Origin of the sequence: Kordiimonas sp., assembly GCF_965216265.1 — a bacterium.
GTDB lineage: Bacteria > Pseudomonadota > Alphaproteobacteria > Sphingomonadales > Kordiimonadaceae > Kordiimonas.
In genome coordinates this window covers 154,376-177,886 of sequence record NZ_OZ244153.1, presented here as the reverse complement: position 1 = coordinate 177,886, position 23,511 = coordinate 154,376, and the positions used below count along the sequence as shown (strand labels likewise).

Sequence of the window (23,511 nt, the reverse complement as noted above, 5' to 3'; positions counted from 1 at the left end):
TGCATGGTTTACGTTTACGCGGACGACAAGCTTGGGCTATTAGTGGAGGAAATGGAGGGGAGGACACGTGGCAAAAACCACAACGGGCAAGCGACTGAAACGCAAAGACAGAATATTGGATGCGGCGGAAGCGCTGTTTGCCAAACATGGCTTTGACGGTGTGTCCATGCGTATGGTGGCGGACGGTGCGTCGGTAGATCTCGCGCTCGCCAGTTATCACTTTGGCAATAAACGCGGGCTTTTTGATGCAGTGCTGCTGCGCCGGGCGGAAGTTTTGAACGGCACCCGGCTTGAAGCGCTAGAGAAATGCCAGTTGGAAGCAGGCGAAGCAGGTCCGACCGTGGAGGCAATTATCGACGCGTTCCTCAAACCCCTTCTGGCGCACGGATATCAGGAAGACGAAGGCTGGCGGCACTATTTTGAACTGGTGGCCCAGGTGAACAGCTCCCCCGAGTGGGGCGGGCCGTTGATGACCAAATATTTTGATCCGCTTGTGCGCAAATTTATGGATGCGCTTAAAAAAGCGCTACCAGACGCAGACCCCGCCAACCTTTACTGGAGCTATCATTTTCTCTCCGGCGCGCTGACGCTGACATTTGCGCACACGGGCCGGATTGATCAGCTCTCGGACGGCATCGCCAAATCTGAAGATATGGTGGGCGCCTATGAGCGCATGGTGCCATTTGTATCGGCGGGTTTCAGGCAGCTTTGCGTGCCGGGCACCAAGGAATAACCACAGTTGAATTTTGAACGAACAACTGCGGCACTTATAAGCCGCAGCACGATATAGGGCAGGGACATGAAATATAATAAATTAGGCACAGCGGCGGCTCTGGCTGTAACGGCAACACTGGCATTCTCCACACACGTTAGTGCAGATGAGCTCACAATTGAGCGGCTGGTGGGCAGCCCAAGCCTGAGCGGGCCTTCGGTGCAGGAGCTTGAGCTTTCACCGAACGGCAAGCGGGTCACTTTCCTGCGCGGCAAGGAAGAAAACCAGGCGCAGCTCGACCTGTGGGAATTTGATACCACCACGGGTGAAGCGCGGCTGCTGGTCGATTCGGACGACTTGCTTGGCGATAGCAAAGAGGTGCTAAGCGAAGAGGAAAAAGCGCGGCGCGAGCGCAACCGCAGCCTTACCGGCAAGTCTGGCATCGTGAGCTATTTCTGGTCAAACGACAGCACGACCCTTTTGTTCCCGCTGGGCGGTGACGTTTATGTGCTGCCGCTTGGCGGTGAGGTGAAACGCCTGACCGAGACAGCGGCTTATGAGACCGATATCAAGTTCAGCCCCAAAGGTACTTATGTATCTTTCATCAGGGACCGCGAGCTTTACACCGTTGATATCGCTACGGGGCTTGAGAAAAAGCTGACCACAGGCTCGTCAGACACAGTCGCGAACGGTATGGCCGAATTTATCGCGCAGGAGGAACTTGGGCGCTACACCGGTTACTGGTGGTCGCCGGATGAGACCAAAATCGCCTATGAGCAGTTTGATGAGACGGATGTGATTGTCAAAGACCGCTATGAAGTACAGCCGGATGGCGGCGTGGTAACGCTCAAACAGCGCTATCCGGAAGCGGGCAGCACCAATGTGACCGTGAAACTCGGTGTTGTTGACCTTGAAAGCGGCACAAGTAACTGGATGCCGCTTGGTGATGAAAAAGACATCTACCTCGGCCGTGTTGACTGGACAGCGGACAGCGAGCATGTGGTGTATCAGCGCCTGAACCGCGCGCAAACCCGGCTGGATATGATTTTCGCAGACATGAGCGGCGAGGCTGAAACCAAACTCAGTGAAACCTCTGATGTGTGGATCAACCTGCACAACAATCTGAACTTCCTGTCGGACGGCACATTCTTGTGGGCGCATGAGCGCACAGGCTATCGTCACCTCTATCTGTTTGACCGGTCTGGCAAACAGCTGCGCGCGCTCACCTCTGGTGAGTGGGTGATGTACCAGATTGAAGGAGTTGATGAGGAAAACCGTACGGTTTATTTCACTGGCCATAAAGACAGCCCGATCGAGCAGCATCTTTATAAAGTGTCGCTTGACGGTGGCGAGATCACCAAAATCAGCCAGGAGGCCGGCTGGCATAAGGTGAATGTGGGTGACGGCATTTATGTGGATAAATTTTCAAGCCCAACCCAGCCCCCGCAAATCATGATCCGGTCGCTGGCGGACGGCTCGCTTATCTCCACGGTGCTGGAAAACAAGCTTGATGATAGCCATGTGTTTGCGCCGTATAACGACGGGTCTGTCAAACAGGAGTTTGGCACCATTGAAGCGGCGGACGGCTCTGCACTTTATTACCGGCTTTATCGCCCCGCTGTGCTGGAGGACGGGAAAAAATACCCCGCAATCATGGCGCCTTATGGTGGCCCCCATGGCCAGCGTGCCAAGCGCGAGTGGAAGGTGGACTTCAACGAATATCTGGCCCGCAACGGCTATGTGGTGATGGTGCTGGATAACCGTGGCATGTGGAACCGGGGCCTGAAATTTGAAAGCCACATCAAAAATGCCATGGGGTCGGTGGAAATTGACGATCAGGTCACGGGCGTCAACTACCTGAAAACGCTTGATTATATTGATGGCGACAATGTTGGCATGTGGGGCTGGTCATACGGCGGTTACATGACACTAATGGCGCTTTTCAAGGAGCCTGACGTGTTCAAAGCGGGTGTTTCTGTGGCGCCGGTGACCGATTGGCGGCTGTATGACACGGGCTATACGGAGCGGTATCTCGGGCATCCTGATGCACCGGGCGATGTATATAACCGCTCCAGCGTGTTCCCGTATGTGGATAATTTCAGCGGCAAGCTGCTGCTTATCCACGGCATGGCAGATGACAATGTGTTTTTTGATAATTCCGTGAAGCTGATGGCGACGCTGCAGGATAAGAACAAGCCGTTTGAACTGATGACCTATCCCGGCAAGAAGCATGGCATCCGGGGGCAGGTGCAGGCTCATCTTTATGAGGCTGCTTTCAGTTTCTTTGAGCGAACGCTTAAATAGTGCGAAGTGATGAAAGGGCCGGATATTCTGGCCCTTTTCATTTTTGCGGTGAGTTTAGCCAAAACGAAGTTTGGCAACGATGACCGAGCTGGCGAGGCACAGCGTGACCACGTTGGCTATAATCACCGGCACGTCGCCAATGGCGATACCGTAAACAATCCACATGAAAATGCCCGCGCATAGAATAGCAAACATGCTGAGCGATACGTCTTTGGTGGATTTGGTTTTCCAGGCGCGGACGACCTGCGGCACAAACGCGATTGTGGTCAGACTACCGGCCAAAAGGCCCAAGAGGGTGATGAAGGTCACCGCGAAACTCCTGAAGATATGGTTGTGGGTAATAAGCTGGCGCATCTGCTGAAATGCGCTTCATACCTTGATTGCACTCGATTGCATGAAAACTGTCAAGCGCGTTATTTGAAGGGCAGGTGCAACATATTTTTCTGCCATAGCTCTTGTTGGTTTCTTTTTCTAGACTATATAGTCCATTAAAGCTTGACAGCCCCCAGGTGCCGCCTTAAACAGCGCAACCATACCGCTGAAAAGCGACTTACGACTGCTGGCGTTTGGGTTGTTTTCCCTCCCCTTTCCCCTCAAACCCGAACGAGGGCAGGCGTATTAAACGGCGAAAGCCGGGAAGACGGCTGGCACTGTCTTCCCGGCTTTCTGTCATTTAGGGCGGGTGGTTACTTCACCCGCGCAGCTTAGGCCGCTGTTTTCATGTCTTTCTGCCCGGTATCCGCGACTGCACCAACACCAATGGCACCCAGCACGATATCAATCATGGTGCGGAATTTTTCCACATGGATCATATGGTCAGCGTCCGGCACGGCAATGAACTGGCCGTTCTTGAAGCTGTCAGCGATACGCTGGTTAGCTTCAACCGGCACAAAATTATCATGTGCACCAGTGAAAACAGTGGCTTTCACGTCGGGCATCAGGCTTAGGTCGGTCTTGCCGTCCCTGAGGATGCGCAGCGTGTTGTGCTTGAACTGTTCCTTGATGCCGGTGGATGAGTGCAGGAGCGCGTTTTTGAGCTTGTCTGCAGTGATGCGGCAAAGCTTATTGTTTTCACGCAGGTCTGGGTTGGTCATCAGGTTGGTGAAACCATCTGCAAACTCTTCCATCCGGTTCCATTCCAGTAGGAAGAGAAGCAGGTTGAATTCATAAACAAGCGCATCTGGCAATTTTTCCATCGCCGACGCGAGAACAAGATTTTCAACGCCAAGGTAGGTTTGAGCATAACGCATGGCAATTATGCTGCCGTAAGAGCAGCCGAGCAGGTTGATCACGTCAACACCAAGCTGCTTGAGGCCATGGTGGATAGCCTTGCAGATAAACTCGAATGAATAGGTGTGCGGCAACACGCCGGTGTCGCCATTGCCGGGTGTATCAATGGTAATAACCCAGCTTTCTTTGGCGAGCGCGGTGCTCAGCTTTTCAACCTGGTTGATGTTCTGAAACGCGCCACCAATGAACACAAGCGGGATATCGGTTTTCCCACGGGAGTATTCTTTGAGGTGGATAGGGAAGCCTTCAAAGGAGAAACTGTGAAAGCAAGTGTCGAATGACAGGGCACGGATATTAGACATGGGGCAGCCTCATGGTTAACAGAGTTAATACAAGTTGCCTGATGATAAATCGCAGAATTCTGCGCCTGTGAGCGGTGCCTGCCACTCACATAGTTAATGGACCGCTGCGTACATGAAAGTATTTAAGGTTGCAAGATAAGCTTAGCGGGAGTTGCCCGTATGGCCTATTTGTTTCAGCGGCGTTGCATATATGTAACGAACTTTATTAAAATTTTACTAAAATTCTAAATAAATATCTCAGGCCCTCCCATAAAATCAGCTTTATTTCAGGCAAAAAAACGCTAGGGTGCGGCCAAGTTTCAATAGCGGCCCTTTATGGCCGCAGGATCGGACGATACGCATGACACTTAGCGGCCACATCAAGCGGCGCCGTACCTTTGCGATTATTTCGCACCCGGATGCCGGTAAAACCACATTGACGGAGAAACTGCTTCTGTTCGGCGGTGCCATTCAGGCTGCGGGTGAGGTAAAGGCACGCGGTGAGCGCCGCCGTGCCCGGTCTGACTGGATGAAGGTTGAGCAGGAACGCGGTATCTCTGTCGCATCATCTGTTATGACGTTTGACTATGAAGGCTGCACGTTCAACCTTCTTGATACGCCGGGCCACGAAGACTTCTCTGAAGATACGTATCGCACGCTTTCCGCCGTTGATAGCGCGGTGATGGTGCTGGACAGCGCCAAAGGTATCGAGGCGCAAACCCGCAAGCTTTTTGAAGTTTGTCGGCTCCGCGATATGCCGATCACCACCTTCATCAACAAGCTGGACCGGGAGGCGAAAGACCCGTTTGAGCTACTGGATGAGGTTGAGCAAACTCTGGCGCTTGATGTCTCCCCCGCCAGCTGGCCGATTGGCATGGGTCGTGAGTTCCGGGGCTGTTATGACCTTATTCATGATCAGTTGATCCTGTTTGATCGCGGCAAGGGCGACCTGCTGGCGGAAGGCATCAAATGTGAAGGGCTGGATGACCCGAAACTGGACGAGCTTTTGCCTGATTACGCGGTTGAGAAGCTGCGGTCTGACGTTGAGATGGTGCGCGAGCTTTGCCCGGCGTTTGACCGGGAAGCTTATCTTGAAGGTACGCTAACCCCTGTGTTTTTTGGGTCTGCCATCAACAATTTTGGTGTGCAGGAGCTTCTGAAGGGCGTGGGTGATTTTGCGCCCAGCCCGCGGGCAGGCAAATCGCTTGAGCGGGTTGTTGAGCCGGAAGAGAACAAATTTTCAGCCTTTGTGTTCAAAATTCAGGCGAATATGGACCCGAAACACCGGGACCGTATCGCTTTTGTGCGCATTGTTTCGGGCAAGTTCAAAAAAGGGATCAAGCTCAAGCATGTGAGAAGCGGTAAAACTCTCGCCATCCATAATGCACAGCTTTTCCTCGCGCAGGACCGGGAAGTGGCCGAGGAAGCCTATGCCGGCGATATCATTGGTATCCCCAACCACGGTAACCTGCGCATCGGCGATACGCTTACTGAAGGTGAAATCGTGCGCTTTACCGGTGTGCCGTCGTTTGCGCCAGAGATCTTGCAGAAAGTGCGGGCGGAAGACCCGATGAAAGCCAAACACCTTGGCCGCGCGCTGGAGCAGCTAGCGGAAGAGGGGGCGGCACGTGTATTCAAGCCGAACCTGGGTAGTGACTGGGTTGTTGGCGTTGTTGGCCCGTTGCAGTTTGACGTGCTGGCTGACCGTATTCGGACTGAGTATCAGATACCGTGCAAGTTTGAGCCCACCAGCCTGATGACGGCAGAATGGGTTGAGGGTGAAGCGCGGGAGCTCAAGAAGTTTGGTGAGCACAACCGTGCTTCCATGGCCGTGGACCACGCGGGCGCGCCGGTTTACCTTGCGCGGAACAATTGGCACCTTGATAAAGCGAAGGATGATTACCCATCCCTTCGGTTCCTTAAAACCAAGGAAGAAGTGTTCTAGGCCGTCACATTGTCGACTGTTTCAGCCAGTATTCAGCCCCGTCAGCATAGTCTGTCGGGGCTTCGTTTTTGCTTGTCCCCATCATGGGCAGGGCGCGCCCGGTGTGATATGCATGAACTTATTGATCAGACGGAAGCGGTTGGGAGAAGGGTATATGTCAGAGAAAGAAGGCGTTATCACGGGGGTCGGTGGTATTTTCTTCAAGTGCCGTGACCGGGAAGGGCTGGTGGACTGGTACCGCAAGAAGCTTGGCTTTCCGTTTGACGGTATTGGTGCGAGCTTCGTTTTTCGTGAAGACGCGGACCCTGAAAAACTGGGCTATTTTGTCTGGGGGCCTTTCAAACGCGAGACCGACTATTTTCGCCCGTCCGGCAAGGAATATATGATCAACCTGCGTGTGCGTGGCATTGAAGCCTTGGTAGACAGGTTAAAACGCGCAGGCGTGGAGCAGATCGGTGAGATAGAAGAATTTGAATACGGCAAGTTTGCCTGGATCGTCGATCCTGAGGGCACAAAGATCGAGCTTTGGGAGCAGATTGGCGAACCGCCAAGCCTTTCCGATGCTCCCGAAGACGTTAAATGATTTAGTTAGTATAGCTAATTAAATCATTACCTTTGGCTAATTTTAATAATTTCCAGCAGAACTTTCAGCGACACTCAGGTTGTTGTGGCACAGAAGCAAGATAGTTTTGCAGAGCGCGGCCCAGTGGTGGCACCTGATCCGAATATTCAGCAACTTCCTGATATCTGACATATAAGGCGAGCGGATTTTTCTCCAGATAGCATACGACTGCAGCTTGGCTGTCTGATGTGCTGACGGTTTCAATTATCTTTGCGCCCACGCTGTAAAATGGCGCGCCATAGCTGCCTGAAAGTCCGATGTTGTTGGCGGCACCGTAGGCCTGCTCGCCGGGATGCCGTTGGAGGTATGAGACAGCCATATCGAGCAGCTCAAAGTTTTGCTCAAGTCTGCGCGTATTGTCTGCTTCCTGCTCACGGCTCAGTTCCGTATAGCGCCCGCCACCTTCAATTTTGCTGAAGCTGGCGATGTGAAGGGCTGATCCTTCTCGCAAGACGTTATTTAGAAGTTCGGCCGGTGTGTTGGGTGTGAATGTTTGTTGCATGAACGTGGCTTGCACACCGTGGTAGCTTTCGTGAGCAATGAGATAAAGTAGGCCTTTGGGGTCGTCAGAAATGCATGGCAGATCGACATAGAATGTTGAGCCAGCAGACCAGCCACCACAGGACGGTGTTCCGACCATAAGCATTGCCGTGCCTTCATAGGAAAGGTTGGCCGGTGCGTATGGCGAGATCATGGCGGTTACCTCGGAGGACGGCGAGCGTTGCGTCATAACATCGTTGAGGAAACTCGCGATTTTGTCCTTTTCTTCAACAAGTTGATTGAAACGGAAATAATTCTGCTGAGACTTCTCGCACAGCGCCGCGCTGCGGCGTTCAGCAATATAGTTTTCCATGGTGAAGTAGCTTCGGAACTGGCTGAAATGCCGAAGCATGGTCTGGATATGAGTATCGTTTTTTATCTGTTGTTCGGAAATTTCAGTTCCGGAACAAATCTCAGCAAGAATAGCCTGTGCGTTGGAAGCATCGACGGATACCTCAGTACGCGCTGCAACCGGTAGCGATAAGCCAACCAGTGTAAAACCAAGTATGGTCAGTTTGCGCATCAACGTCTCCGTCGGTTTGGTTTTATCCCCCAACCCCTGGGGGCGGTTGCTGCCCAAAGCTTTGCACCAGTGAGCCCGCAACAAGGTTCCAGCCGTCAACCAGCACGAAAAAGATCAACTTGAACGGCATGGCGATCATCACCGGTGGCAGCATCATCATACCCATCGACATAAGGATGGACGCGACAACCATATCGATCACCACAAAAGGCACGTACAAGAGGAAACCGATCTCGAACGCGCGCCTGATCTCGGAGATCATGAAGGCAGGCACGAGGGTCGTGAGTGGTACGGTTTCTGGCGTTTGCTCAATGGGGTCGTTCGCGAGGGTCATGAAAAGCTCGAGGTCTTTTTCACGGACCTGCGAGAGCATGAAGTTGCGCATCGGCACAGAAGCTCGATGATAGGCCTCGATCTCGTCGATTTCTTCGTTGATCAGCGGTTGAATACCCTGATCCCAGACGGCCGTGAAGGTGGGTGCCATGACATAGCCGGTGAGAAACAGGGCAAGCGAGACGATCACCACGTTTGGTGGTGACTGCTGCGTCCCCATAGCACTTCTGAGCAGGGAGAAGACGATCACCATACGGGTAAAGCTGGTCATCATCACCAATATGCTGGGGGCAAGGCTCAGCACAGTCATCAGGAGGATAAGCTGTACCACCCGCCCGCTGAGGGAGCCTGACTGGCCGAGGTCGATATTCACTGATTGCGCGAGTGCAGGTGCGGCGCTCAGGGCCACAAGTGCAAGGCAAAGCGGGGCTACAAACAAGAGGGTGCGGGTGATCAGCTTTTTATGCATTTTCCAGCTAGTCACGCCTGAGTTCCTTCATTCTCCGAGCCTTTTTCAAGCTCTACCATGCCTGCAAAATCCGGCTTGTCCTCGCCAATGGTGCGCACGCCGTTCTGGCCAGCTGCCAACAGGATGTCGCGACCGCGCCAGCGCACAACAACCAGCCGGTTGCGGGCGTCAAGCACCTTGCTTGCGACAATTTCAAGTTCCTTATTGCCGGGAGTGTGTTTCACGGTGCCGGGCAGCAGCCCAAAGCGTCGCACCATCCAGGCCATCAGGCCCAGCGCGCCAAGCATCAGGAAAAGAACTGAAAAAACCCCCAAATATTCCATCATTCACCTTCTTGTGGCGGTATGCGCTCTGCAACTGGCAGGTCAACTGAAACGGCCGTGCCCGCTGATGCGGAAGAGGCTGCCCCCTCCATTTTGCGGTTTTCAGCGTACACGCGTTCCAGAATAAGCGATACGGCATGAAGTGCCTCAAGCGGTACCGGGCAGTCAATATCAAAGGCGTCAAGAAGCTCAACAAGGTCTTTATCCTGCCGGACCTTAACACCCTCGGCAAAAGCGATATCCAATATCTTTTCCGCCAGAAAGCCTTGGCCTTTGGCCGCGATATTGGGGGCGCTATCAGCGCTATCGCGCTTGATGGCAACAGCTTTGGTATCGGGAACCTTGTCTGCATCCTGATTGCTCATGCCACTATTCAGCGACAGTTGCGCTTAAAAAGCAAGAGAGAGCGACGGGGTGGGGCTGAAGAAAACTTATCATGTTTGCAACTTGTTAACTGGATTCGTGTCATGTTATGCTGAATTTAGCTTCGGCCCAGATAGTCAAACGCTGTGGGCAGGAATGGAGAAACGATGGATCTGACCAACATCCCGATTATGGCAGCGCTCAAGGAGCGCCTCAACTGGTTGAATGACAATCAGGCCGTAATCACCGAGAATATATCTCAGGCAGATACCCCTGGTTACCGCGCTAAGGAGATGGAGAAACAGAGTTTTTCCGGCCTTGTTGACGAGCTTTCGTCCGGCGGTGCGTCGGGCGTGCAGATGCGGGCGAAAAATGCGCGGCATCTGGATGTATCTGGTGGTTCAGTGGGTCAGTCGCGGGTTATGGAAGCAAGGGGCCGGGAAGAATCGCCAAATGGCAACTCGGTCGTGCTTGAGGAAGAGATGCTGTCTCTGGCTGATAACCAGATGAAATACGGCATGGTCGTCAACCTCTATAAAAAGAATCTCGGGCTTTTGAAGAAAGCTCTCGGCAAGGGTGGCGGGCAATAGAAATCGCCTGCACCAGGTTAGCTTGATATAAGGGTAACTTGATGGATATTCAGAAAGCAATGATGGCCTCTGCCGCGGGATTGCGGGCGCAATCTGTTCGTATGCGGGTCATTTCTGAGAACATCGCGAACCAGGACTCCATCGCGATGGAACCGGGCGCGGACCCATATCGCCGTAAAATCGTGACCTTTCAGACCGAACTTGATAACGCGTCAGGCGTAACACTCGTGAAACCGGGTGAGGTCGCTTACGACCAGAAAGAGTTTGGTAAAAAATATGATCCGGGCAACCCGGCGGCAGATGCCGCAGGTTATATCAAGACCTCGAACGTAAACGGTTTGATTGAGATGATGGACATGCGCCAGGCTCAGCGGACCTATCAATCCAACCTCAATGCACTTGAGGCGACCCGCCGCATGGCAACCATGACGCTTGATCTGCTGCGTTAGGAGTATAGACGATGAACATTAAACAACTTGATGCTGTCAACGCCTATAGCCAGGCCACCAAGCAGATGCAACCAGGCGGTCTTGGCGCACGCGACGGGGTCGATGGCTTGCAATCAAACTCCGCTTTTGGTGCGCTTGTTGACCAAGCCGTGGGGAACGTACAAAAAGCAACGGAAACTGCTGAGACTATCAGCGCCAAATCGCTCGTTGATCAGGCAGATATGGTTGATGTTGTCACCGCTGTTTCCAACGCTGAAATGGTGGTGGACACGGTTGTCAGCGTGCGTGACAAAGTGATCTCAGCCTATAATGATATCCTGAAAATGCCGATCTAGTCTGTGCGCTCAGCACGGCCCTTGGGGGGATGAATGACTGGTCCAGATGTACTTGAAGTGGCGCGAGACGCCCTGCAAACGCTTTTGCTAACAGCAGGCCCCATTCTGGGGGTTGGGCTAGTTGTGGGCCTGTCTATCGCGTTTTTCCAAACACTCACCCAGCTTCAGGAAATGACCCTGACCTTTGTACCCAAAATTATCGCGGTATTCGCGGCACTGTTGGCCGTGATGCCCTATATGGGGCGCAACCTCTCTGCTTTCATGCTCCGGATCTCTGAACGCATCATTTCTGGCGGGTAAAATTCGTGCTCGCCGAAGTTTTACCGATGGAGGCTTTTGGATTTCTGCTCGTTACTGTGCGGATGGCGGCCATTGTCATGGTCATGCCTGTGCTTGGCGATACCTCGATCCCGCGGCGGTTCAGGGTAACCTTCGGATTTATCTTTGCATTGATTGTATATAACAATGTGCGTGAGCTTATTCCTCCTATCCCGCAAAGTGTGTTTGGGCTTTTGGCTCTTATGGTCAAAGAGCTGCTGGTGGGTGTTATCATGGGCCTGGCGACCCGGATACTCATGTCCGCAACCCATGTGGCCGGTACAGTAATTGCGTTTCAAACAGGGCTTGGTGCAGCACAGTCGTTTGACCCGGCGCAAGGCTCCCAAAGTGCACTGGTTGCTGCCTTCATGACCTATGTGGCCATAACACTGATCGTGGTGATGGACCTGCATCACCTGATGATTCTTGGTATGGCGCACAGCTATCAGAAGTTCCCGATTGGTGAGGCGTTACCCTACGTTGACTATGCAACGCTTATCGTGGGTATGGTGTCGGATAGCTTCCTGCTGGGCTTTCATATGGCGTCGCCTTTCATTGTTTATGCTATGCTGTTCAACCTAGCCCTCGGCCTCGTATCTCGCATGGTGCAAGGTTTTCAGGTGTTCTTTATCGGTATGCCGATGAACATCTTTATGGGCTTTGCCATCATGATGTTGCTGCTTGGGGGCATGATGCAATTGTTCCTTGATCAATTCAGTGACCTGTTGGTCGGGTTTTTGGGATAGAGAATGGCCGACGAAGACGAAAGCCAGAAAACCGAAGAACCGACCGCGAAAAAGCTTCGCGACGCGAAGGAAAAGGGTGAGGTTGCTTCAAGTCAGGAGCTTAAAACCTGGTTTATGCTGGCCGCTGCTACTGCTGTGGTGGTTGGCCTGTCTCCCTTTATCGCCAGCAGTATCACTCGGCGGCTTCAGGCCTTCATGTCCTCTGTGCATCTGCTCGATACAGAGCAGGTTGGCGCAATGGAGAGTATCTCGGCACTCATTTTCGAAGTGTTCATGATTATCTCCATACCGTTTGCAATTTTTATCGTTACGGCGCTTTCGGCCAGCTATATCCAGCACGGCATGACGTTCACTTTCGAGAAATTCAAGCCGGACCTCAGCAAGCTTTCGCCGCTCAAGGGCGCCAAGAAGATTTTCTCCACGCGCATCTTCATTGAATTTATCAAGACGTCCCTCAAGCTTATAGCGGTATCGTCCGTTGTGCTGATGGTAACCCTGCCTGAGCGAGAATTGATAGACACTGTGATGTACCTGTCTGTCATAGACATGTTGGATGTGGTCTACACCATGGCGGTGAGGTTGTTGATCGGTGTGTTGGTGTTTCTGACCATCGTGGCAGCGATCGACTATTCCTACCAAAAATATCAGTATATCAAGCGCTTACGCATGACTAAACAAGAGGTCAAGGACGAGCACAAGCAGTCAGATGGTGACCCGCAGGTTAAGGGTAGGCTGAGGGCGATCCGTCGTGAGCGTGCGATGCAGCGCATGATGGCTGCTATTCCTACAGCTGATGTGGTTGTTACCAACCCGACCCACTATGCCGTTGCGCTTGAATACAAGCATGGCTCAATGGATGTACCAAAGCTGGTGGCAAAGGGTATGGACACAGTCGCACTGCGTATCCGGGAATTGGCAGAAGAACACGGTGTTCCTATCATTGAGAACCCGCCGCTCGCGCGGGCCCTGCATGCGGGCGTCGAGATCGATGAAGAAATTCCGCCGGAACATTATAAAGCGGTCGCGGGTGTTATCAGTTACATCATGAAACTGAAAAATGCTGGCTTTTCAAGGCAGAAGCGATAACGGGTCTTGTCATGCGTTGCTGCTAGGGCCTAAGCTCACCCAAACCATTCGGAGACGGGGATTATATGGAAAGTCGCTTGCCACAGCCCGTTCAGGACGCGCTGATTGATAGCGAAGCCAAATCAGGCATCAAGCTGCTTACCGTTGCTTTGGCCGGGGTTATTGGCACGGCAGGTATCGCTGGTCTGGCCTGGGTGACATGGGGAAGCGCAGTTGCACTAGCTGTTGCGGGCGCGCTCCTGATTGCAACGGCTCTCACGCTCCTTCGGGCACTGGGTTCCATCGACCATCCCCTTCATGATGCCAGTGTTATTGACCGTGACCTCGTAAACGCGCTGGTGACGCTTGAGCGCCGCGCCGTGATCATCACTGACCTGCGCGGTGAAACCGTGGCGACAAATACAGCCTTTGAGCGTCTCGCGTTCGGTAACCTGCGCACGGTACAGGACCTATTTCGGGGGCATGAGGGGTATGAAGCCTTGTGTGCACTCGTGTCCGCCGTCGCGCGAGACGGGGATGGTGAAGCAGAGTTCGATGCCTGGCAGCAGGACAAATCCCACCTGCGGGTGACCGGCAAGCGCATCAGGCGGCATATCATGTGGCATATTGCCTGTGATGGTGACCAGCAACGCCTGGACCATGAACGCACGCAAATTGGCGAATGGGGAGCGCCACTGTTTGACAGGCTTGGTTGCGGTGTTCTGCTCGAAAGTGCAGACGGGAAAATCCAGTATATCAACAGTATTCTGCGCGAGTGGCTGGAGCTGCCCGATGAGCAGTTTCCGGTCAAAATCCAGATCAAGGCTGGCGAAAGCCAACTGCTGGTGGGGGGAACACAGCGCATTGATGTTGATGTTATCGATGTACCGCTCAAAACACGGGAAGGTGACCGCCAGATTGGACGTTACCGTTTCATGCGCAAGCTGGACCATATTCGTGGACGCATCACAGACGGCCGCGAAATATTGGTCGACCCGATCTTCGATGCGGCACCAATCGCCGTTGCTGTTGTGGATGGACATGGTGCGATACTCGAATTCAATAGGCCGCTCAAGCTGCATGCGGCCGGTAAGGGCATCGCGGCGGGTAAAAGCGTGTTTGATCTGGTGAAGCTTGACGATCGTGATGAACTGAAGAAGCTTATTGAAAACGCGCACAGTGGCAAGCCATCGTCCATGCCGCTTGATGTGGTCTATAGTGCGCAGCCGGAACGTGTTGGTCAGGTCTTTTCCTCACCCGTCTCGAAGGATGACGAGACCTTCGTGATTCTATACCTTATTGATACCACCCAGGAAAAAAGTCTGGAACGCCAGTTCGTACAGGCGCAGAAGATGCAGGCTGTTGGCCAATTGGCTGGCGGTGTTGCGCATGATTTCAATAACTTGCTGACGGCCATCATTGGCTTCTGTGATCTATTGCTCGTGCGCCACGACGCCGGTGACCAATCTTTCTCAGACATCATCCAGATCAAGCAGAATGCTAACCGGGCGGCCAACCTTGTACGCCAGTTGCTCGCGTTCTCGCGCCAGCAGACGCTTAGGCCCAAGGTTTTGATGATGACAGATGTGCTGGCGGAGCTTTCCAACCTAATCCGGCGCCTTATTGGCGAAAATATTGAGCTCAAGGTGGTGCACGGCCGTGACTTGCAGCCGATCAAGGTTGATCAGGGCCAGCTCGAGCAGGTGATCATCAACCTGGCTGTGAATGCGCGGGACGCCATGCCGGGCGGCGGTAAGCTTGAGATAAAAACCAGCATGATAGGGCCAGACCATAAGCTTGTTGAAGAGTATGATGTGATTGTGCCGGACGATTATGTGCTCGTGGAGGTGATCGACAGCGGGTGCGGTATTCCGAAAGACAATCTCACCAAGATATTTGAACCGTTTTTTACCACCAAGGAAGTGGGGCAGGGCACAGGCCTTGGGCTCGCGACTGTTTACGGGATCGTCAAGCAAACCGGCGGTTTTGTGTTTGTAGAATCGGAAGAACGGGTTGGCACCAATTTCAGGCTGTTCTTTAAAGCCCATTCGGGTGCTGCGGAAGATGCAGGGGTGAACAAGAAACTGGAAGCGTCAGCGAAAGACCTCACCGGCAAGGGCACCATCTTGATTGTGGAAGATGAAGACCCCGTGCGCATGTTCGCGAGCCGGGCACTTTCAAATAAGGGATACCGGGTGCTGGAGGCAGCCTCGGGTGAGGCAGGGCTTGAAATACTGCTGGAAGGCGAAGACAAGATCGATCTGCTGATCTCAGACGTCATCATGCCCAATATGGATGGGCCGACGCTGGTGAAAGAAGCACGGAAAAAACTCCCCGACCTGCCAGTGATTTTTGTTTCCGGCTATGCGGAAGACATGTTCCGCGAAAACCTCGCGAATGAAGAGTTCTCCTTCCTGCCAAAACCGTTTTCTCTCAAGGACCTTGCGGAACAGGTGAAAATTATCCTGCGTTAGAACGGGCCTGAATACCGCTGTTTTCCGCCAATCATTGCTGAATGAGAACAAAAGGTGAATTTCTATTTGCCTAATTGGAACAAATAGAGTACAAAACGAGCATTGCAAGGGATATCAGCCTGTGGAATAAGAGGGACCCAATCATGTCAATGCCGGAACTTCAGTTGGTAAAGGGAACATCCATGGATAAGACTAAAGCACTCGAAGCGGCTCTGAGCCAAATCGACAGGGCCTTCGGTAAAGGCTCGGTCATGAAGCTCGGCCAGCGCGAGAGCGGAATTGAAATCGAGACGATCTCCACGGGCTCGCTAAATCTTGATATCGCCCTTGGGATTGGCGGGCTGCCAAAGGGGCGTATCATTGAGATATACGGCCCGGAAAGCTCCGGTAAAACCACGCTGGCGTTACATGCTGTTGCTGAGGCACAGAAAAAAGGTGGTGTTGCTGCATTTGTGGATGCGGAGCACGCCCTTGACCCCGTTTATGCTCGTAAGCTTGGTGTTGACGTTAATGAGCTTCTGATCAGCCAGCCCGATACGGGTGAGCAGGCGCTCGAGATCACAGACACGCTCGTGCGCTCTGGTGCAGTTGACATTCTTGTAGTGGATTCGGTTGCGGCGCTTACACCGCGTGCAGAGCTTGAAGGCGAAATGGGCGATAGCCACGTAGGCTTGCAGGCTCGCCTGATGAGCCAAGCGCTTCGGAAGCTGACAGCGTCAATCTCCCGCTCCAATACCATCGTGATCTTCATCAACCAGATCAGGATGAAGATTGGTGTGATGTACGGTAGCCCCGAGACAACAACGGGCGGTAACGCGCTGAAGTTTTATGCCTCTGTTCGCCTTGATATTCGCCGCGTTGGTGCGATCAAGGACAAGGACGAGATCGTTGGCAACGCAACCCGCGTGAAGGTGGTCAAGAACAAACTTGCACCACCGTTTAAGCAGGTCGAGTTTGATATCATGTACGGCGAGGGCGTCTCCAAGATGGGTGAGATCATCGATCTTGGCGTTAAGGCTAATGTGGTTGAGAAGTCTGGCTCCTGGTACAGCTATTCAAGCCAACGTATCGGGCAGGGCCGCGAAAACGCAAAACGCTTCCTTCTTGAAAACCCGGATGTATCGCGGGAAATCGAGCAGGCTATCCGGCAGAATGCGGGCCTTGTGAATGAAGCAATGCTGGTTGCTCCGGGCGAAGCGGTCGAGGACGACGACAAATAGGCTGCTTGATACCATATCAGACATCGTATTCTAGGAGAGGTGGCTTTCGGGCCACCTTTTTTCTTGTCGTCCGCAGAAAACCGCGCGCACCACGGTGACATTGGCTGGACAGCAAACCGAGCTATGGTTACAAGGGCCAGAAGATAATAAATTGCCGTAACACTCGGCTGAGCATTGAACAGTAAGGCAGTATTCTATGACGGGCGCGAATGACATCCGCAAAACTTTCTTGGACTTTTTTGCTTCTCATGGACACGAGAAGGTGCAGTCGTCACCGCTTGTGCCGCACAATGACCCGACCCTGATGTTCGTAAATGCGGGCATGGTTCCGTTCAAGAATCTGTTCACCGGTGCTGAAACACGCGACTATAACCGCGCGGTTTCCAGCCAAAAGTGCGTACGCGCTGGCGGCAAGCATAACGACCTTGATAACGTAGGCTATACTGCCCGGCACCACACGTTTTTCGAGATGCTCGGTAACTTCTCCTTTGGCGACTATTTCAAGGATAACGCCATTGAGTTCGCCTGGAACCTGATCACCAAAGAATATGGCATCAACAAAGACAAACTCACTGTTACCGTCTTCCATGAAGACGATGAGGCGTTTGACCTCTGGAAGAAGATCGCTGGCCTGAGCGACGACCGCATTATTCGTATCGCGACATCCGACAATTTTTGGTCGATGGGTGATACTGGTCCTTGTGGCCCTTGCTCGGAGATATTCTACGATCACGGCGATCATATCTGGGGCGGCCCTCCCGGTAGCCCGGAAGAAGACGGAGACCGTTTTGTTGAAATCTGGAATCTTGTCTTTATGCAGTTTGAACAGCTTGCCGGTGGTGAGCGCATCAACCTGCCAAAACCAAGCATTGATACCGGTATGGGCCTGGAGCGCATCGCCGCAGTGATGCAGGGCACCCACGACAATTATGAGATTGATACCTTTCGCCGCTTGATCGAGGCATCTGTTGACGCAACCGGCGCGCCTGAGAACGAAAATAACAAAGCGTCACATCGCGTGATTGCGGATCACTTGCGGGCGTGTAGCTTCCTGATCGCTGATGGCGTGCTGCCCTCCAACGAGGGTCGTGGTTACGTGCTGCGCCGTATCATGCGCCGCGCCATGCGCCACGCACACCTTTTGGGTGCCAAGGACCTTGTGATGCATCAGCTTGCGCCCACGCTTGTGAGCGAGATGGGGCAAGCATTCCCTGAGCTTGGTCGCGCACAGCGGCTTATCGAGGAGACCATGAAGCTTGAAGAGGCCCGTTTCCGCCAGATGCTTGATAAGGGCCTGCGGCTCCTTGAAGACGAGCTGGAAAAGGTTGCTGAGGACAAGGAACTGCCGGGTGATGTGGCGTTTAAGCTTTATGACACCTACGGGTTCCCGCTGGATCTGACACAGGATCACCTGCGGGGGCAAGGCCGCAAGGTGGATGTGGACGGCTTTAACACCGCGATGAATGAACAGCGCGCCAAAGCACGTGCCGCCTGGGCTGGCTCCGGTGACGCTGCTACCGAGCAGGTCTGGTTTGATATCAAGGACGAAACCGGCGCGACTGAGTTTGTTGGCTACAATACCGAACACGCTGAGGGGCAGGTCGTTGCCCTGGTGAAAGACGGTACGCGTGTTGACGCAGCAGGTAAGGATGACGAGGTTCTACTGGTTACGAATCAGACGCCGTTTTATGGCGAAAGTGGTGGCCAGATGGGTGACACCGGTACGCTGAAAACCGACGACGGTACTGCGCTGACGGTAACCGACACAGCAAAAATGGTCGGCAGCCTGCACGTTCATAAATGCAAGGTTGAGCAGGGCACCATTAAGGTTGGCGACGCGATTGATATGGCTGTCGATGGAGCTCGCCGTGCGCGCCTGCGCGCCAACCACTCTGCCACGCACGTGCTGCACGAGGTGCTGCGCCGCGAGCTCGGTGATCATGTAACCCAGAAGGGTTCCCTTGTGGCGCCAGACCGGTTGCGCTTCGATATTTCTCACCCAAAAGCCGTCTCTGAGGATGAGCTTGCTGCTGTGGAGCGAGAAGTGAACCGCATCATCCGCGACAACGCGGAGGTGCAGACACGACTTTTGAGTTATGACGATGCCATTGAAGCAGGTGCCATGGCGTTATTTGGTGAAAAATACGGTGACGAAGTTCGTGTCGTTTCCATGGGCGACAATGATGCCAAGGACAAGCCGCATTATTCGGTTGAGCTTTGTGGCGGCACCCATGTGGGCCGCTTGGGTGATATTGCCCTGTTCACGATTGTTGGTGAAAGCGCTGTGTCGTCGGGCGTGCGTCGGATTGAGGCGCTGACAGGGGCTGCGGCGCACGATCACCTGATTAACCAGCAGAAACTGCTCAAGGACGCTGCTGGTCAGATGAAAACCAGCCCGGCCGAGTTGACGGACCGCATCGCAGCTTTGCAAGCTGAGCGCAAGTCGTTGGAAAAAGAGCTGACAGAGGCACGCAAAAAAGCGGCGCTTGGTGGTGGCGGTGCCTCAACGGGGCCAGCAGTGAAAGAAATCGCTGGTATTAAATTCCTTGGCCAAGTGCTTGATGGTGTACAGGCTCGCGATCTGCGCGGCATGGCCGATGATGCCAAAAAGTCGATCGGCAGCGGGGTTGTGTCGTTAATTGCTGTCAACGACGGCAAGGCTGCTATCCTTGTTGGTGTGACCGACGACCTGACCGACAAGATCAGCGCAGTTGACCTTGTGCGCACGGGCGCTGAAGCCCTTGGCGGCAAAGGTGGCGGCGGACGCCCGGATATGGCGCAGGCGGGTGGCCCGGACGGCAGCAAGGCCGCAGAGGCCGTTAGTGCTATTGAAAGTGCCCTAGGGGCACTCTAACGCTGCAGAATTTGAAGATAAAAAAAAGGCCGCTCAATTCGAGCGGCCTTTTTATTGGTATCGAGCTTGGATTTAACCGAGTTCGGATTTCAGGTTCTGGTCGACCTTGTCGAAGAACTGGCCTGTGGTCATCCAGCTTTGGTTCGGGCCGATCAACAGCGCCAGATCTTTGGTCATGGAGCCGGTTTCAACTGTGTTGATACATACTTTCTCAACAGCTTCCGCGAAATTAACCACTTCTGGTGTGCCGTCCATCTTGCCGCGATACTTCAGGCCACGTGTCCACGCAAAGATCGAAGCAATCGGGTTTGTGGATGTCTCTTTGCCTTCCTGATGCTGGCGGTAGTGACGGGTCACTGTGCCGTGGGCAGCTTCAGATTCAACGGTTTTTCCGTCTGGTGTCATCAGAACCGAGGTCATCAGACCAAGCGAGCCAAAGCCTTGGGCCACGGTGTCAGATTGCACGTCACCGTCATAGTTCTTACAGGCCCAAACAAAACCACCAGCCCATTTCATCGCGCACGCAACCATATCATCGATCAGGCGGTGTTCGTATGTGATGCCGGCGTCCTTGAACTTGTCAGCAAATTCGTTTTCATACACTTCCATGAACAGGTCTTTGAAGCGGCCATCATAGGCCTTCAAAATCGTGTTCTTTGTGGAAAGGTAAACCGGCCACTGGCGGTTGAGGCCGTAGTTCATGCAGGCGCGGGCGAAATCGCGGATGCTGGCATCCACGTTATACATGCCCATGGCAACGCCAGCTTCTTCAAACTCGTAAACTTCACGTTCAATCGCAGCACCACCGTCTGATGGCTCAAACTTCATGGTGAGTTTACCGGCGCCGGGAACAAGGAAGTCTGTCGCACGGTACTGGTCACCAAAAGCATGACGACCGATAACGATCGGTTTGGTCCAGCCTGGAACGAGGCGAGGTACGTTTTTCATGATGATCGGCTCACGGAACACGGTCCCGCCGAGAATGTTACGGATCGTGCCGTTCGGGCTACGCCACATTTTCTTGAGGTCAAATTCCTCAACGCGCTGCTCGTCCGGTGTGATCGTCGCACATTTTACACCTACGCCATGTTCTTTGATGGCATTGGCTGCGTCAACGGTGATCTGGTCATCGGTTTCATCGCGCTTGGTGACAGAGAGATCATAATAAAGAAGATCAACATTAAGGTATGGCTGGATCAAACGTTCACGGATCCACTGCCAGATGATCCTGGTCATTTCGTCGCCGTCGATTTCAACGATCGGATTTTTTACGGTAATTTTGCTCATTGGTCCCTCAAACTAGTTTTGTCCCAAAGGGTAATATAGTGCGCCCTTGCAACATAGGCGCTGAATTTGCGCGCACCCTATCACCAGAATTCAATAAGTTGAAGAGCGAACGTCCGCTATTTTTAGTGTTGGACGCATCTTCGCCCCATTTTCGTCAGATCAGTTCGGTTTTAGCGGGCTCTTGTGGTGTGTATGAAGCGTTCAGAAGCTCGATTGCGCCTTCTGCTGTTTCCACTACCTGCAAAAGCTCGGCATTTTCTTTTGCCGCGAAACCGCCCTCGACCACGTGGTCAATCAGCTCGATAAGCGGTGACCAATAGTCGTTATGATTAAGTAGGATGATCGGCTTTTTGTGCAAGCTCAGTTGCGCCCAGGTCATGATCTCAAGCGTTTCATCCAGCGTGCCAAGCCCGCCAGGTAACACAACAAAGGCGTCTGACCGGTCAAACATCATCTTCTTACGTTCGTGCATATTCTGGGTGATGTGCAGTTCCGTTAGGCCATCCTGGGTTATTTCAACCGCATCAAGATGTTCGGGGATGATGCCAATCACCGGGGCGCCAGCATCGCGCGCTGCACGAGCCACCACACCCATCAAGCCAATACTGCCTGCGCCGTAAACCAGGCCCATGTCATTCTTGGCAATCAAAACCCCCAGCTCATGGGCAAGTTTTTCAAAATCGGGGCGGTTTCCCATGCGAGAACCGCAATATACACAGACATTCTTGATCACAGAAAGTTTTCCCGGCTTTGAGCTGGAGAGAGGTTGCACTATGGGATCCTTTGCACATATGGGATAGAAGATGTGAGTTAGGTCAAAGTTTTGACATGTTTGTAGTAAAATCATCTTCCATTATAAAGGCCCGATTGTTAAGGCTTTGTTGAACAGCTAGTATGGTGTGAAATGGGCCCACTTGAAAGCAGAAGCGATGACATGCGTAAGATAGTGATCGGTGCGGTAACCGCAGCGATTGGCCTTGCGGCTGTGCTTTATGTCGTGCTTGACGATGAAGCGGCGCCGCCGTCTCCGGAAGTCAGTACGCAGGCCCCCGGTCAATCTGCCGGTGAGGAAGTCGCGAAAGAGCTTATCCCTGAGTTTGACCTTGTGCGTATTTCGCGCGGGGGAACCGGTGTTATCGCGGGCCGCATGGCGCCGGGTGCGCGTGTTGAACTGTATGCTAACGGCAAAAAAGTCTCGGAAGTTGTCGCGAATGATGACGGCGAATGGGTAATGATTTTGCAGGAGCCGCTTGAAGCTGGCTCGGTTGAATTGAACCTCAAGGCTGTTGGAAAAAGCGACGGCAAGGTCGCGGAAGCAGACAATGTTGTTGTGGTTTCAGTGCCCGAGCGTGACGACAGCCGCTTTATTGAGCGCGAGCAAAATGGCGTGGTTGCAGTTCTTACCCCCAAAAGCGGGGACGGGGCCAGCACGGTACTCCAGAAACCGGGTGTTGCGGCCTTTGGCGAAGTAGGTGAAAGCCTGAGCGTTGATACCATTGACTATGGCGACGGTGGCGCTGCGATTTTTGCAGGCCGTTCACTGCCGCGAGTGGATGTAAGGCTTTATCTGGACGGTGAGTTTGTTGGCAACGTGCGCGCGAGCGACAGCGGCCGCTGGACCATTCCACTGGAAGGTAGCACCCTAGCACCCGGTCAGCACATGATCCGGGTTGACCAGACAATCGGGGATGGTCAGGTCCAGCTTCGTATCGAACAGCCGTTTGAAGCGGGCGAGGCCATCGACCCTTCCGTGGCTGAAGGCGGTGTATTTGTGAAGCCGGGCAATACGCTGTGGCAAATTGCCCGTCAGCTATACGGCTCTGGCGTGCGCTATACGGTTATCTTCCGGGAGAATAGCGAGCAGATCAGGGACCCGGACATGATTTTCCCCGGGCAGATTTTCCGTCTACCCAGCAGATCGTCTCAGGAAAAAGAATAATCTCAGGCCTCAACCGGCTTGAGGTGCGAGCGCAGGGCTCGCAGGTGGGTCTCTGATTCCAGCAGTATAAGCGTGAGAGCGCTCATGAGGGCTGAGCCGGTGAGTTGCTGGTCTGTTTCAGTCACGCTCTGAAAGCTGACGTCACCATTTTTTTCAATACGGTAAGCGCCGTCAATGCCCCGGTTTGTGGCATATACGCGCTCAATCGCCATGGTGCGCTGTGCAGCGTCTTCCACGGTAAAATAAAGCCGGCCAAGCTTTGCAGATAGCTGTATCTTGCCTGCTTTATCGCTTGTGGCATCCGCGGTCGCGTGGAAACGAATGCCTTCCCACTCAAAGTCTATCTGATCGAAATATTGGTCTTCCAGGCTATCCAGGTGCCCCTGGACCTTGTCGAGCGTTTCATGAAGTTTCATGGAGCCCCATTTCCCTCGTTACAACAGCTGCCACCGCTTTGTATGTAAGCATCGCGCTTTCTGTTTAAACAAGCGTTAATGCCGTGCCTCCGTTTTGGACGATTGTTAGGGGA

23 protein-coding genes are annotated in these 23,511 nt (G+C 53.4%); 14 read left to right on the top strand and 9 right to left on the bottom strand.

The window, feature by feature from the left end:
* Window positions 1-67: 67 nt before the first annotated feature.
* Together ACOOGA_RS00855 and ACOOGA_RS00850 are read left to right on the top strand one after the other, a co-directional pair.
* Window positions 68-733: a TetR/AcrR family transcriptional regulator gene (locus ACOOGA_RS00855; RefSeq protein ID WP_417460900.1), complete on the top strand. Its 666-nt coding sequence runs from the start codon at window positions 68-70 to the stop codon at window positions 731-733.
* A 66-nt stretch (window positions 734-799) separates the two neighbouring features.
* Window positions 800-3,016, top strand: a complete 2,217-nt coding sequence (locus ACOOGA_RS00850; protein WP_417460899.1) for an alpha/beta fold hydrolase — start codon at window positions 800-802, stop codon at window positions 3,014-3,016.
* Window positions 3,017-3,070: 54 nt separating this feature from the next.
* Here the strand turns inward: ACOOGA_RS00850 and ACOOGA_RS00845 are convergent, their stop codons facing one another.
* Together ACOOGA_RS00845 and ACOOGA_RS00840 are read right to left on the bottom strand one after the other, a co-directional pair.
* A complete protein-coding gene (locus ACOOGA_RS00845; protein WP_420429305.1) occupies window positions 3,071-3,370 on the bottom strand; it encodes a SemiSWEET family sugar transporter in 300 nt (99 codons plus the stop codon).
* Between the two features lie 350 nt (window positions 3,371-3,720).
* Complete coding sequence (locus ACOOGA_RS00840; protein WP_417460897.1) at window positions 3,721-4,608, bottom strand: alpha/beta fold hydrolase; 888 nt, start codon at window positions 4,606-4,608, stop codon at window positions 3,721-3,723.
* Window positions 4,609-4,948: 340 nt separating this feature from the next.
* On the opposite strand from ACOOGA_RS00840, the gene ACOOGA_RS00835 reads away from it, so the two are divergent.
* Complete coding sequence (locus ACOOGA_RS00835) at window positions 4,949-6,532, top strand: peptide chain release factor 3 (RefSeq protein ID WP_417460896.1); 1,584 nt, start codon at window positions 4,949-4,951, stop codon at window positions 6,530-6,532.
* A 154-nt stretch (window positions 6,533-6,686) separates the two neighbouring features.
* Window positions 6,687-7,115, top strand: a complete 429-nt coding sequence (locus tag ACOOGA_RS00830; RefSeq protein WP_417460895.1) for a VOC family protein — start codon at window positions 6,687-6,689, stop codon at window positions 7,113-7,115.
* Window positions 7,116-7,179: 64 nt separating this feature from the next.
* Here ACOOGA_RS00830 and ACOOGA_RS00825 read toward each other — a convergent pair whose 3' ends face one another.
* Genes ACOOGA_RS00825 through ACOOGA_RS00810 form a run of 4 tightly spaced genes read right to left on the bottom strand, consistent with a single transcriptional unit; the run spans window position 7,180 to window position 9,707 of the window.
* Window positions 7,180-8,217, bottom strand: coding sequence for a DUF5700 domain-containing putative Zn-dependent protease (locus tag ACOOGA_RS00825; protein ID WP_417460894.1), 1,038 nt, complete (start codon window positions 8,215-8,217; stop codon window positions 7,180-7,182).
* Window positions 8,218-8,239: 22 nt separating this feature from the next.
* Entirely contained in the window at window positions 8,240-9,019 is a 780-nt protein-coding gene (gene fliP, locus ACOOGA_RS00820) for a flagellar type III secretion system pore protein FliP (protein ID WP_417461220.1), read from the bottom strand.
* A gap of 11 nt (window positions 9,020-9,030) precedes the next feature.
* Window positions 9,031-9,345, bottom strand: coding sequence for a FliO/MopB family protein (locus ACOOGA_RS00815; RefSeq protein WP_417460893.1), 315 nt, complete (start codon window positions 9,343-9,345; stop codon window positions 9,031-9,033).
* Entirely contained in the window at window positions 9,342-9,707 is a 366-nt protein-coding gene (locus ACOOGA_RS00810) for an EscU/YscU/HrcU family type III secretion system export apparatus switch protein (protein WP_417460892.1), read from the bottom strand. The genes ACOOGA_RS00815 and ACOOGA_RS00810 overlap by 4 nt, the downstream gene beginning before the upstream one ends.
* A 165-nt stretch (window positions 9,708-9,872) precedes the next feature.
* On the opposite strand from ACOOGA_RS00810, the gene flgB reads away from it, so the two are divergent.
* The 9 genes from flgB to alaS all read left to right on the top strand — a co-directional run bounded on the left by flgB (window position 9,873) and on the right by alaS (window position 19,756).
* Complete coding sequence (gene flgB, locus ACOOGA_RS00805) at window positions 9,873-10,295, top strand: flagellar basal body rod protein FlgB (protein ID WP_417460891.1); 423 nt, start codon at window positions 9,873-9,875, stop codon at window positions 10,293-10,295.
* Window positions 10,296-10,336: 41 nt separating this feature from the next.
* The gene (gene flgC, locus ACOOGA_RS00800) at window positions 10,337-10,744 is read left to right on the top strand and encodes a flagellar basal body rod protein FlgC (RefSeq protein ID WP_417460890.1); all 408 of its coding nucleotides are present in this window, start codon (window positions 10,337-10,339) and stop codon (window positions 10,742-10,744) included.
* An 11-nt stretch (window positions 10,745-10,755) separates the two neighbouring features.
* The gene (locus tag ACOOGA_RS00795) at window positions 10,756-11,079 is read left to right on the top strand and encodes a flagellar hook-basal body complex protein FliE (RefSeq protein WP_417460889.1); all 324 of its coding nucleotides are present in this window, start codon (window positions 10,756-10,758) and stop codon (window positions 11,077-11,079) included.
* Between the two features lie 33 nt (window positions 11,080-11,112).
* Window positions 11,113-11,379, top strand: coding sequence for a flagellar biosynthesis protein FliQ (fliQ, locus tag ACOOGA_RS00790; protein ID WP_417456909.1), 267 nt, complete (start codon window positions 11,113-11,115; stop codon window positions 11,377-11,379).
* A gap of 5 nt (window positions 11,380-11,384) precedes the next feature.
* Window positions 11,385-12,143 carry a flagellar biosynthetic protein FliR gene (fliR, locus tag ACOOGA_RS00785; protein ID WP_417460888.1) on the top strand — a complete coding sequence of 253 codons (759 nt, stop codon included), beginning with the start codon at window positions 11,385-11,387 and terminating at the stop codon, window positions 12,141-12,143.
* A gap of 3 nt (window positions 12,144-12,146) precedes the next feature.
* The gene (gene flhB / locus ACOOGA_RS00780; RefSeq protein ID WP_417460887.1) at window positions 12,147-13,229 is read left to right on the top strand and encodes a flagellar biosynthesis protein FlhB; all 1,083 of its coding nucleotides are present in this window, start codon (window positions 12,147-12,149) and stop codon (window positions 13,227-13,229) included.
* A gap of 65 nt (window positions 13,230-13,294) precedes the next feature.
* Window positions 13,295-15,682 (top strand): response regulator, encoded by a 2,388-nt coding sequence (locus ACOOGA_RS00775; protein ID WP_417460886.1) that lies wholly within the window; start codon window positions 13,295-13,297, stop codon window positions 15,680-15,682.
* Window positions 15,683-15,825: 143 nt separating this feature from the next.
* Window positions 15,826-16,902 (top strand): recombinase RecA, encoded by a 1,077-nt coding sequence (recA, locus tag ACOOGA_RS00770; RefSeq protein ID WP_417460885.1) that lies wholly within the window; start codon window positions 15,826-15,828, stop codon window positions 16,900-16,902.
* A 196-nt stretch (window positions 16,903-17,098) separates the two neighbouring features.
* Window positions 17,099-19,756, top strand: a complete 2,658-nt coding sequence (alaS, locus tag ACOOGA_RS00765; protein ID WP_417460884.1) for an alanine--tRNA ligase — start codon at window positions 17,099-17,101, stop codon at window positions 19,754-19,756.
* Window positions 19,757-19,828: 72 nt separating this feature from the next.
* Here the strand turns inward: alaS and ACOOGA_RS00760 are convergent, their stop codons facing one another.
* Both ACOOGA_RS00760 and ACOOGA_RS00755 read right to left on the bottom strand, forming a co-directional pair.
* Window positions 19,829-21,043 (bottom strand): NADP-dependent isocitrate dehydrogenase, encoded by a 1,215-nt coding sequence (locus ACOOGA_RS00760; protein ID WP_417460883.1) that lies wholly within the window; start codon window positions 21,041-21,043, stop codon window positions 19,829-19,831.
* A gap of 154 nt (window positions 21,044-21,197) precedes the next feature.
* Window positions 21,198-21,740 carry a TIGR00730 family Rossman fold protein gene (locus ACOOGA_RS00755; protein WP_420429303.1) on the bottom strand — a complete coding sequence of 181 codons (543 nt, stop codon included), beginning with the start codon at window positions 21,738-21,740 and terminating at the stop codon, window positions 21,198-21,200.
* Between the two features lie 237 nt (window positions 21,741-21,977).
* Between ACOOGA_RS00755 and ACOOGA_RS00750 the strand changes: the two genes are divergently transcribed.
* Entirely contained in the window at window positions 21,978-22,982 is a 1,005-nt protein-coding gene (locus ACOOGA_RS00750; protein ID WP_417460881.1) for a LysM peptidoglycan-binding domain-containing protein, read from the top strand.
* A 2-nt stretch (window positions 22,983-22,984) separates the two neighbouring features.
* On the opposite strand, the gene ACOOGA_RS00745 is transcribed toward ACOOGA_RS00750, so the two are convergent.
* Complete coding sequence (locus ACOOGA_RS00745) at window positions 22,985-23,398, bottom strand: hypothetical protein (protein WP_417460880.1); 414 nt, start codon at window positions 23,396-23,398, stop codon at window positions 22,985-22,987.
* Window positions 23,399-23,511: the final 113 nt, after the last annotated feature.

Bases quoted from the DNA above. Each gene is read 5' to 3' on its own strand.
- ACOOGA_RS00850 (WP_417460899.1), top strand. From the start codon at position 800: ATGAAATATAATAAATTAGGCACAGCGGCGGCTCTGGCTGTAACGGCA.
- ACOOGA_RS00845 (WP_420429305.1), bottom strand. From the start codon at position 3,370: ATGCGCCAGCTTATTACCCACAACCATATCTTCAGGAGTTTCGCGGTG.
- ACOOGA_RS00840 (WP_417460897.1), bottom strand. From the start codon at position 4,608: ATGTCTAATATCCGTGCCCTGTCATTCGACACTTGCTTTCACAGTTTC.
- ACOOGA_RS00835 (WP_417460896.1), top strand. From the start codon at position 4,949: ATGACACTTAGCGGCCACATCAAGCGGCGCCGTACCTTTGCGATTATT.
- ACOOGA_RS00830 (WP_417460895.1), top strand. From the start codon at position 6,687: ATGTCAGAGAAAGAAGGCGTTATCACGGGGGTCGGTGGTATTTTCTTC.
- ACOOGA_RS00825 (WP_417460894.1), bottom strand. From the start codon at position 8,217: ATGCGCAAACTGACCATACTTGGTTTTACACTGGTTGGCTTATCGCTA.
- fliP (WP_417461220.1), bottom strand. From the start codon at position 9,019: ATGCATAAAAAGCTGATCACCCGCACCCTCTTGTTTGTAGCCCCGCTT.
- ACOOGA_RS00815 (WP_417460893.1), bottom strand. From the start codon at position 9,345: ATGATGGAATATTTGGGGGTTTTTTCAGTTCTTTTCCTGATGCTTGGC.
- ACOOGA_RS00810 (WP_417460892.1), bottom strand. From the start codon at position 9,707: ATGAGCAATCAGGATGCAGACAAGGTTCCCGATACCAAAGCTGTTGCC.
- flgB (WP_417460891.1), top strand. From the start codon at position 9,873: ATGGATCTGACCAACATCCCGATTATGGCAGCGCTCAAGGAGCGCCTC.
- flgC (WP_417460890.1), top strand. From the start codon at position 10,337: ATGGATATTCAGAAAGCAATGATGGCCTCTGCCGCGGGATTGCGGGCG.
- ACOOGA_RS00795 (WP_417460889.1), top strand. From the start codon at position 10,756: ATGAACATTAAACAACTTGATGCTGTCAACGCCTATAGCCAGGCCACC.
- fliQ (WP_417456909.1), top strand. From the start codon at position 11,113: ATGACTGGTCCAGATGTACTTGAAGTGGCGCGAGACGCCCTGCAAACG.
- flhB (WP_417460887.1), top strand. From the start codon at position 12,147: ATGGCCGACGAAGACGAAAGCCAGAAAACCGAAGAACCGACCGCGAAA.
- ACOOGA_RS00775 (WP_417460886.1), top strand. From the start codon at position 13,295: ATGGAAAGTCGCTTGCCACAGCCCGTTCAGGACGCGCTGATTGATAGC.
- recA (WP_417460885.1), top strand. From the start codon at position 15,826: ATGTCAATGCCGGAACTTCAGTTGGTAAAGGGAACATCCATGGATAAG.
- alaS (WP_417460884.1), top strand. From the start codon at position 17,099: ATGACGGGCGCGAATGACATCCGCAAAACTTTCTTGGACTTTTTTGCT.
- ACOOGA_RS00760 (WP_417460883.1), bottom strand. From the start codon at position 21,043: ATGAGCAAAATTACCGTAAAAAATCCGATCGTTGAAATCGACGGCGAC.
- ACOOGA_RS00755 (WP_420429303.1), bottom strand. From the start codon at position 21,740: ATGGGAAACCGCCCCGATTTTGAAAAACTTGCCCATGAGCTGGGGGTT.
- ACOOGA_RS00750 (WP_417460881.1), top strand. From the start codon at position 21,978: ATGCGTAAGATAGTGATCGGTGCGGTAACCGCAGCGATTGGCCTTGCG.
- ACOOGA_RS00745 (WP_417460880.1), bottom strand. From the start codon at position 23,398: ATGAAACTTCATGAAACGCTCGACAAGGTCCAGGGGCACCTGGATAGC.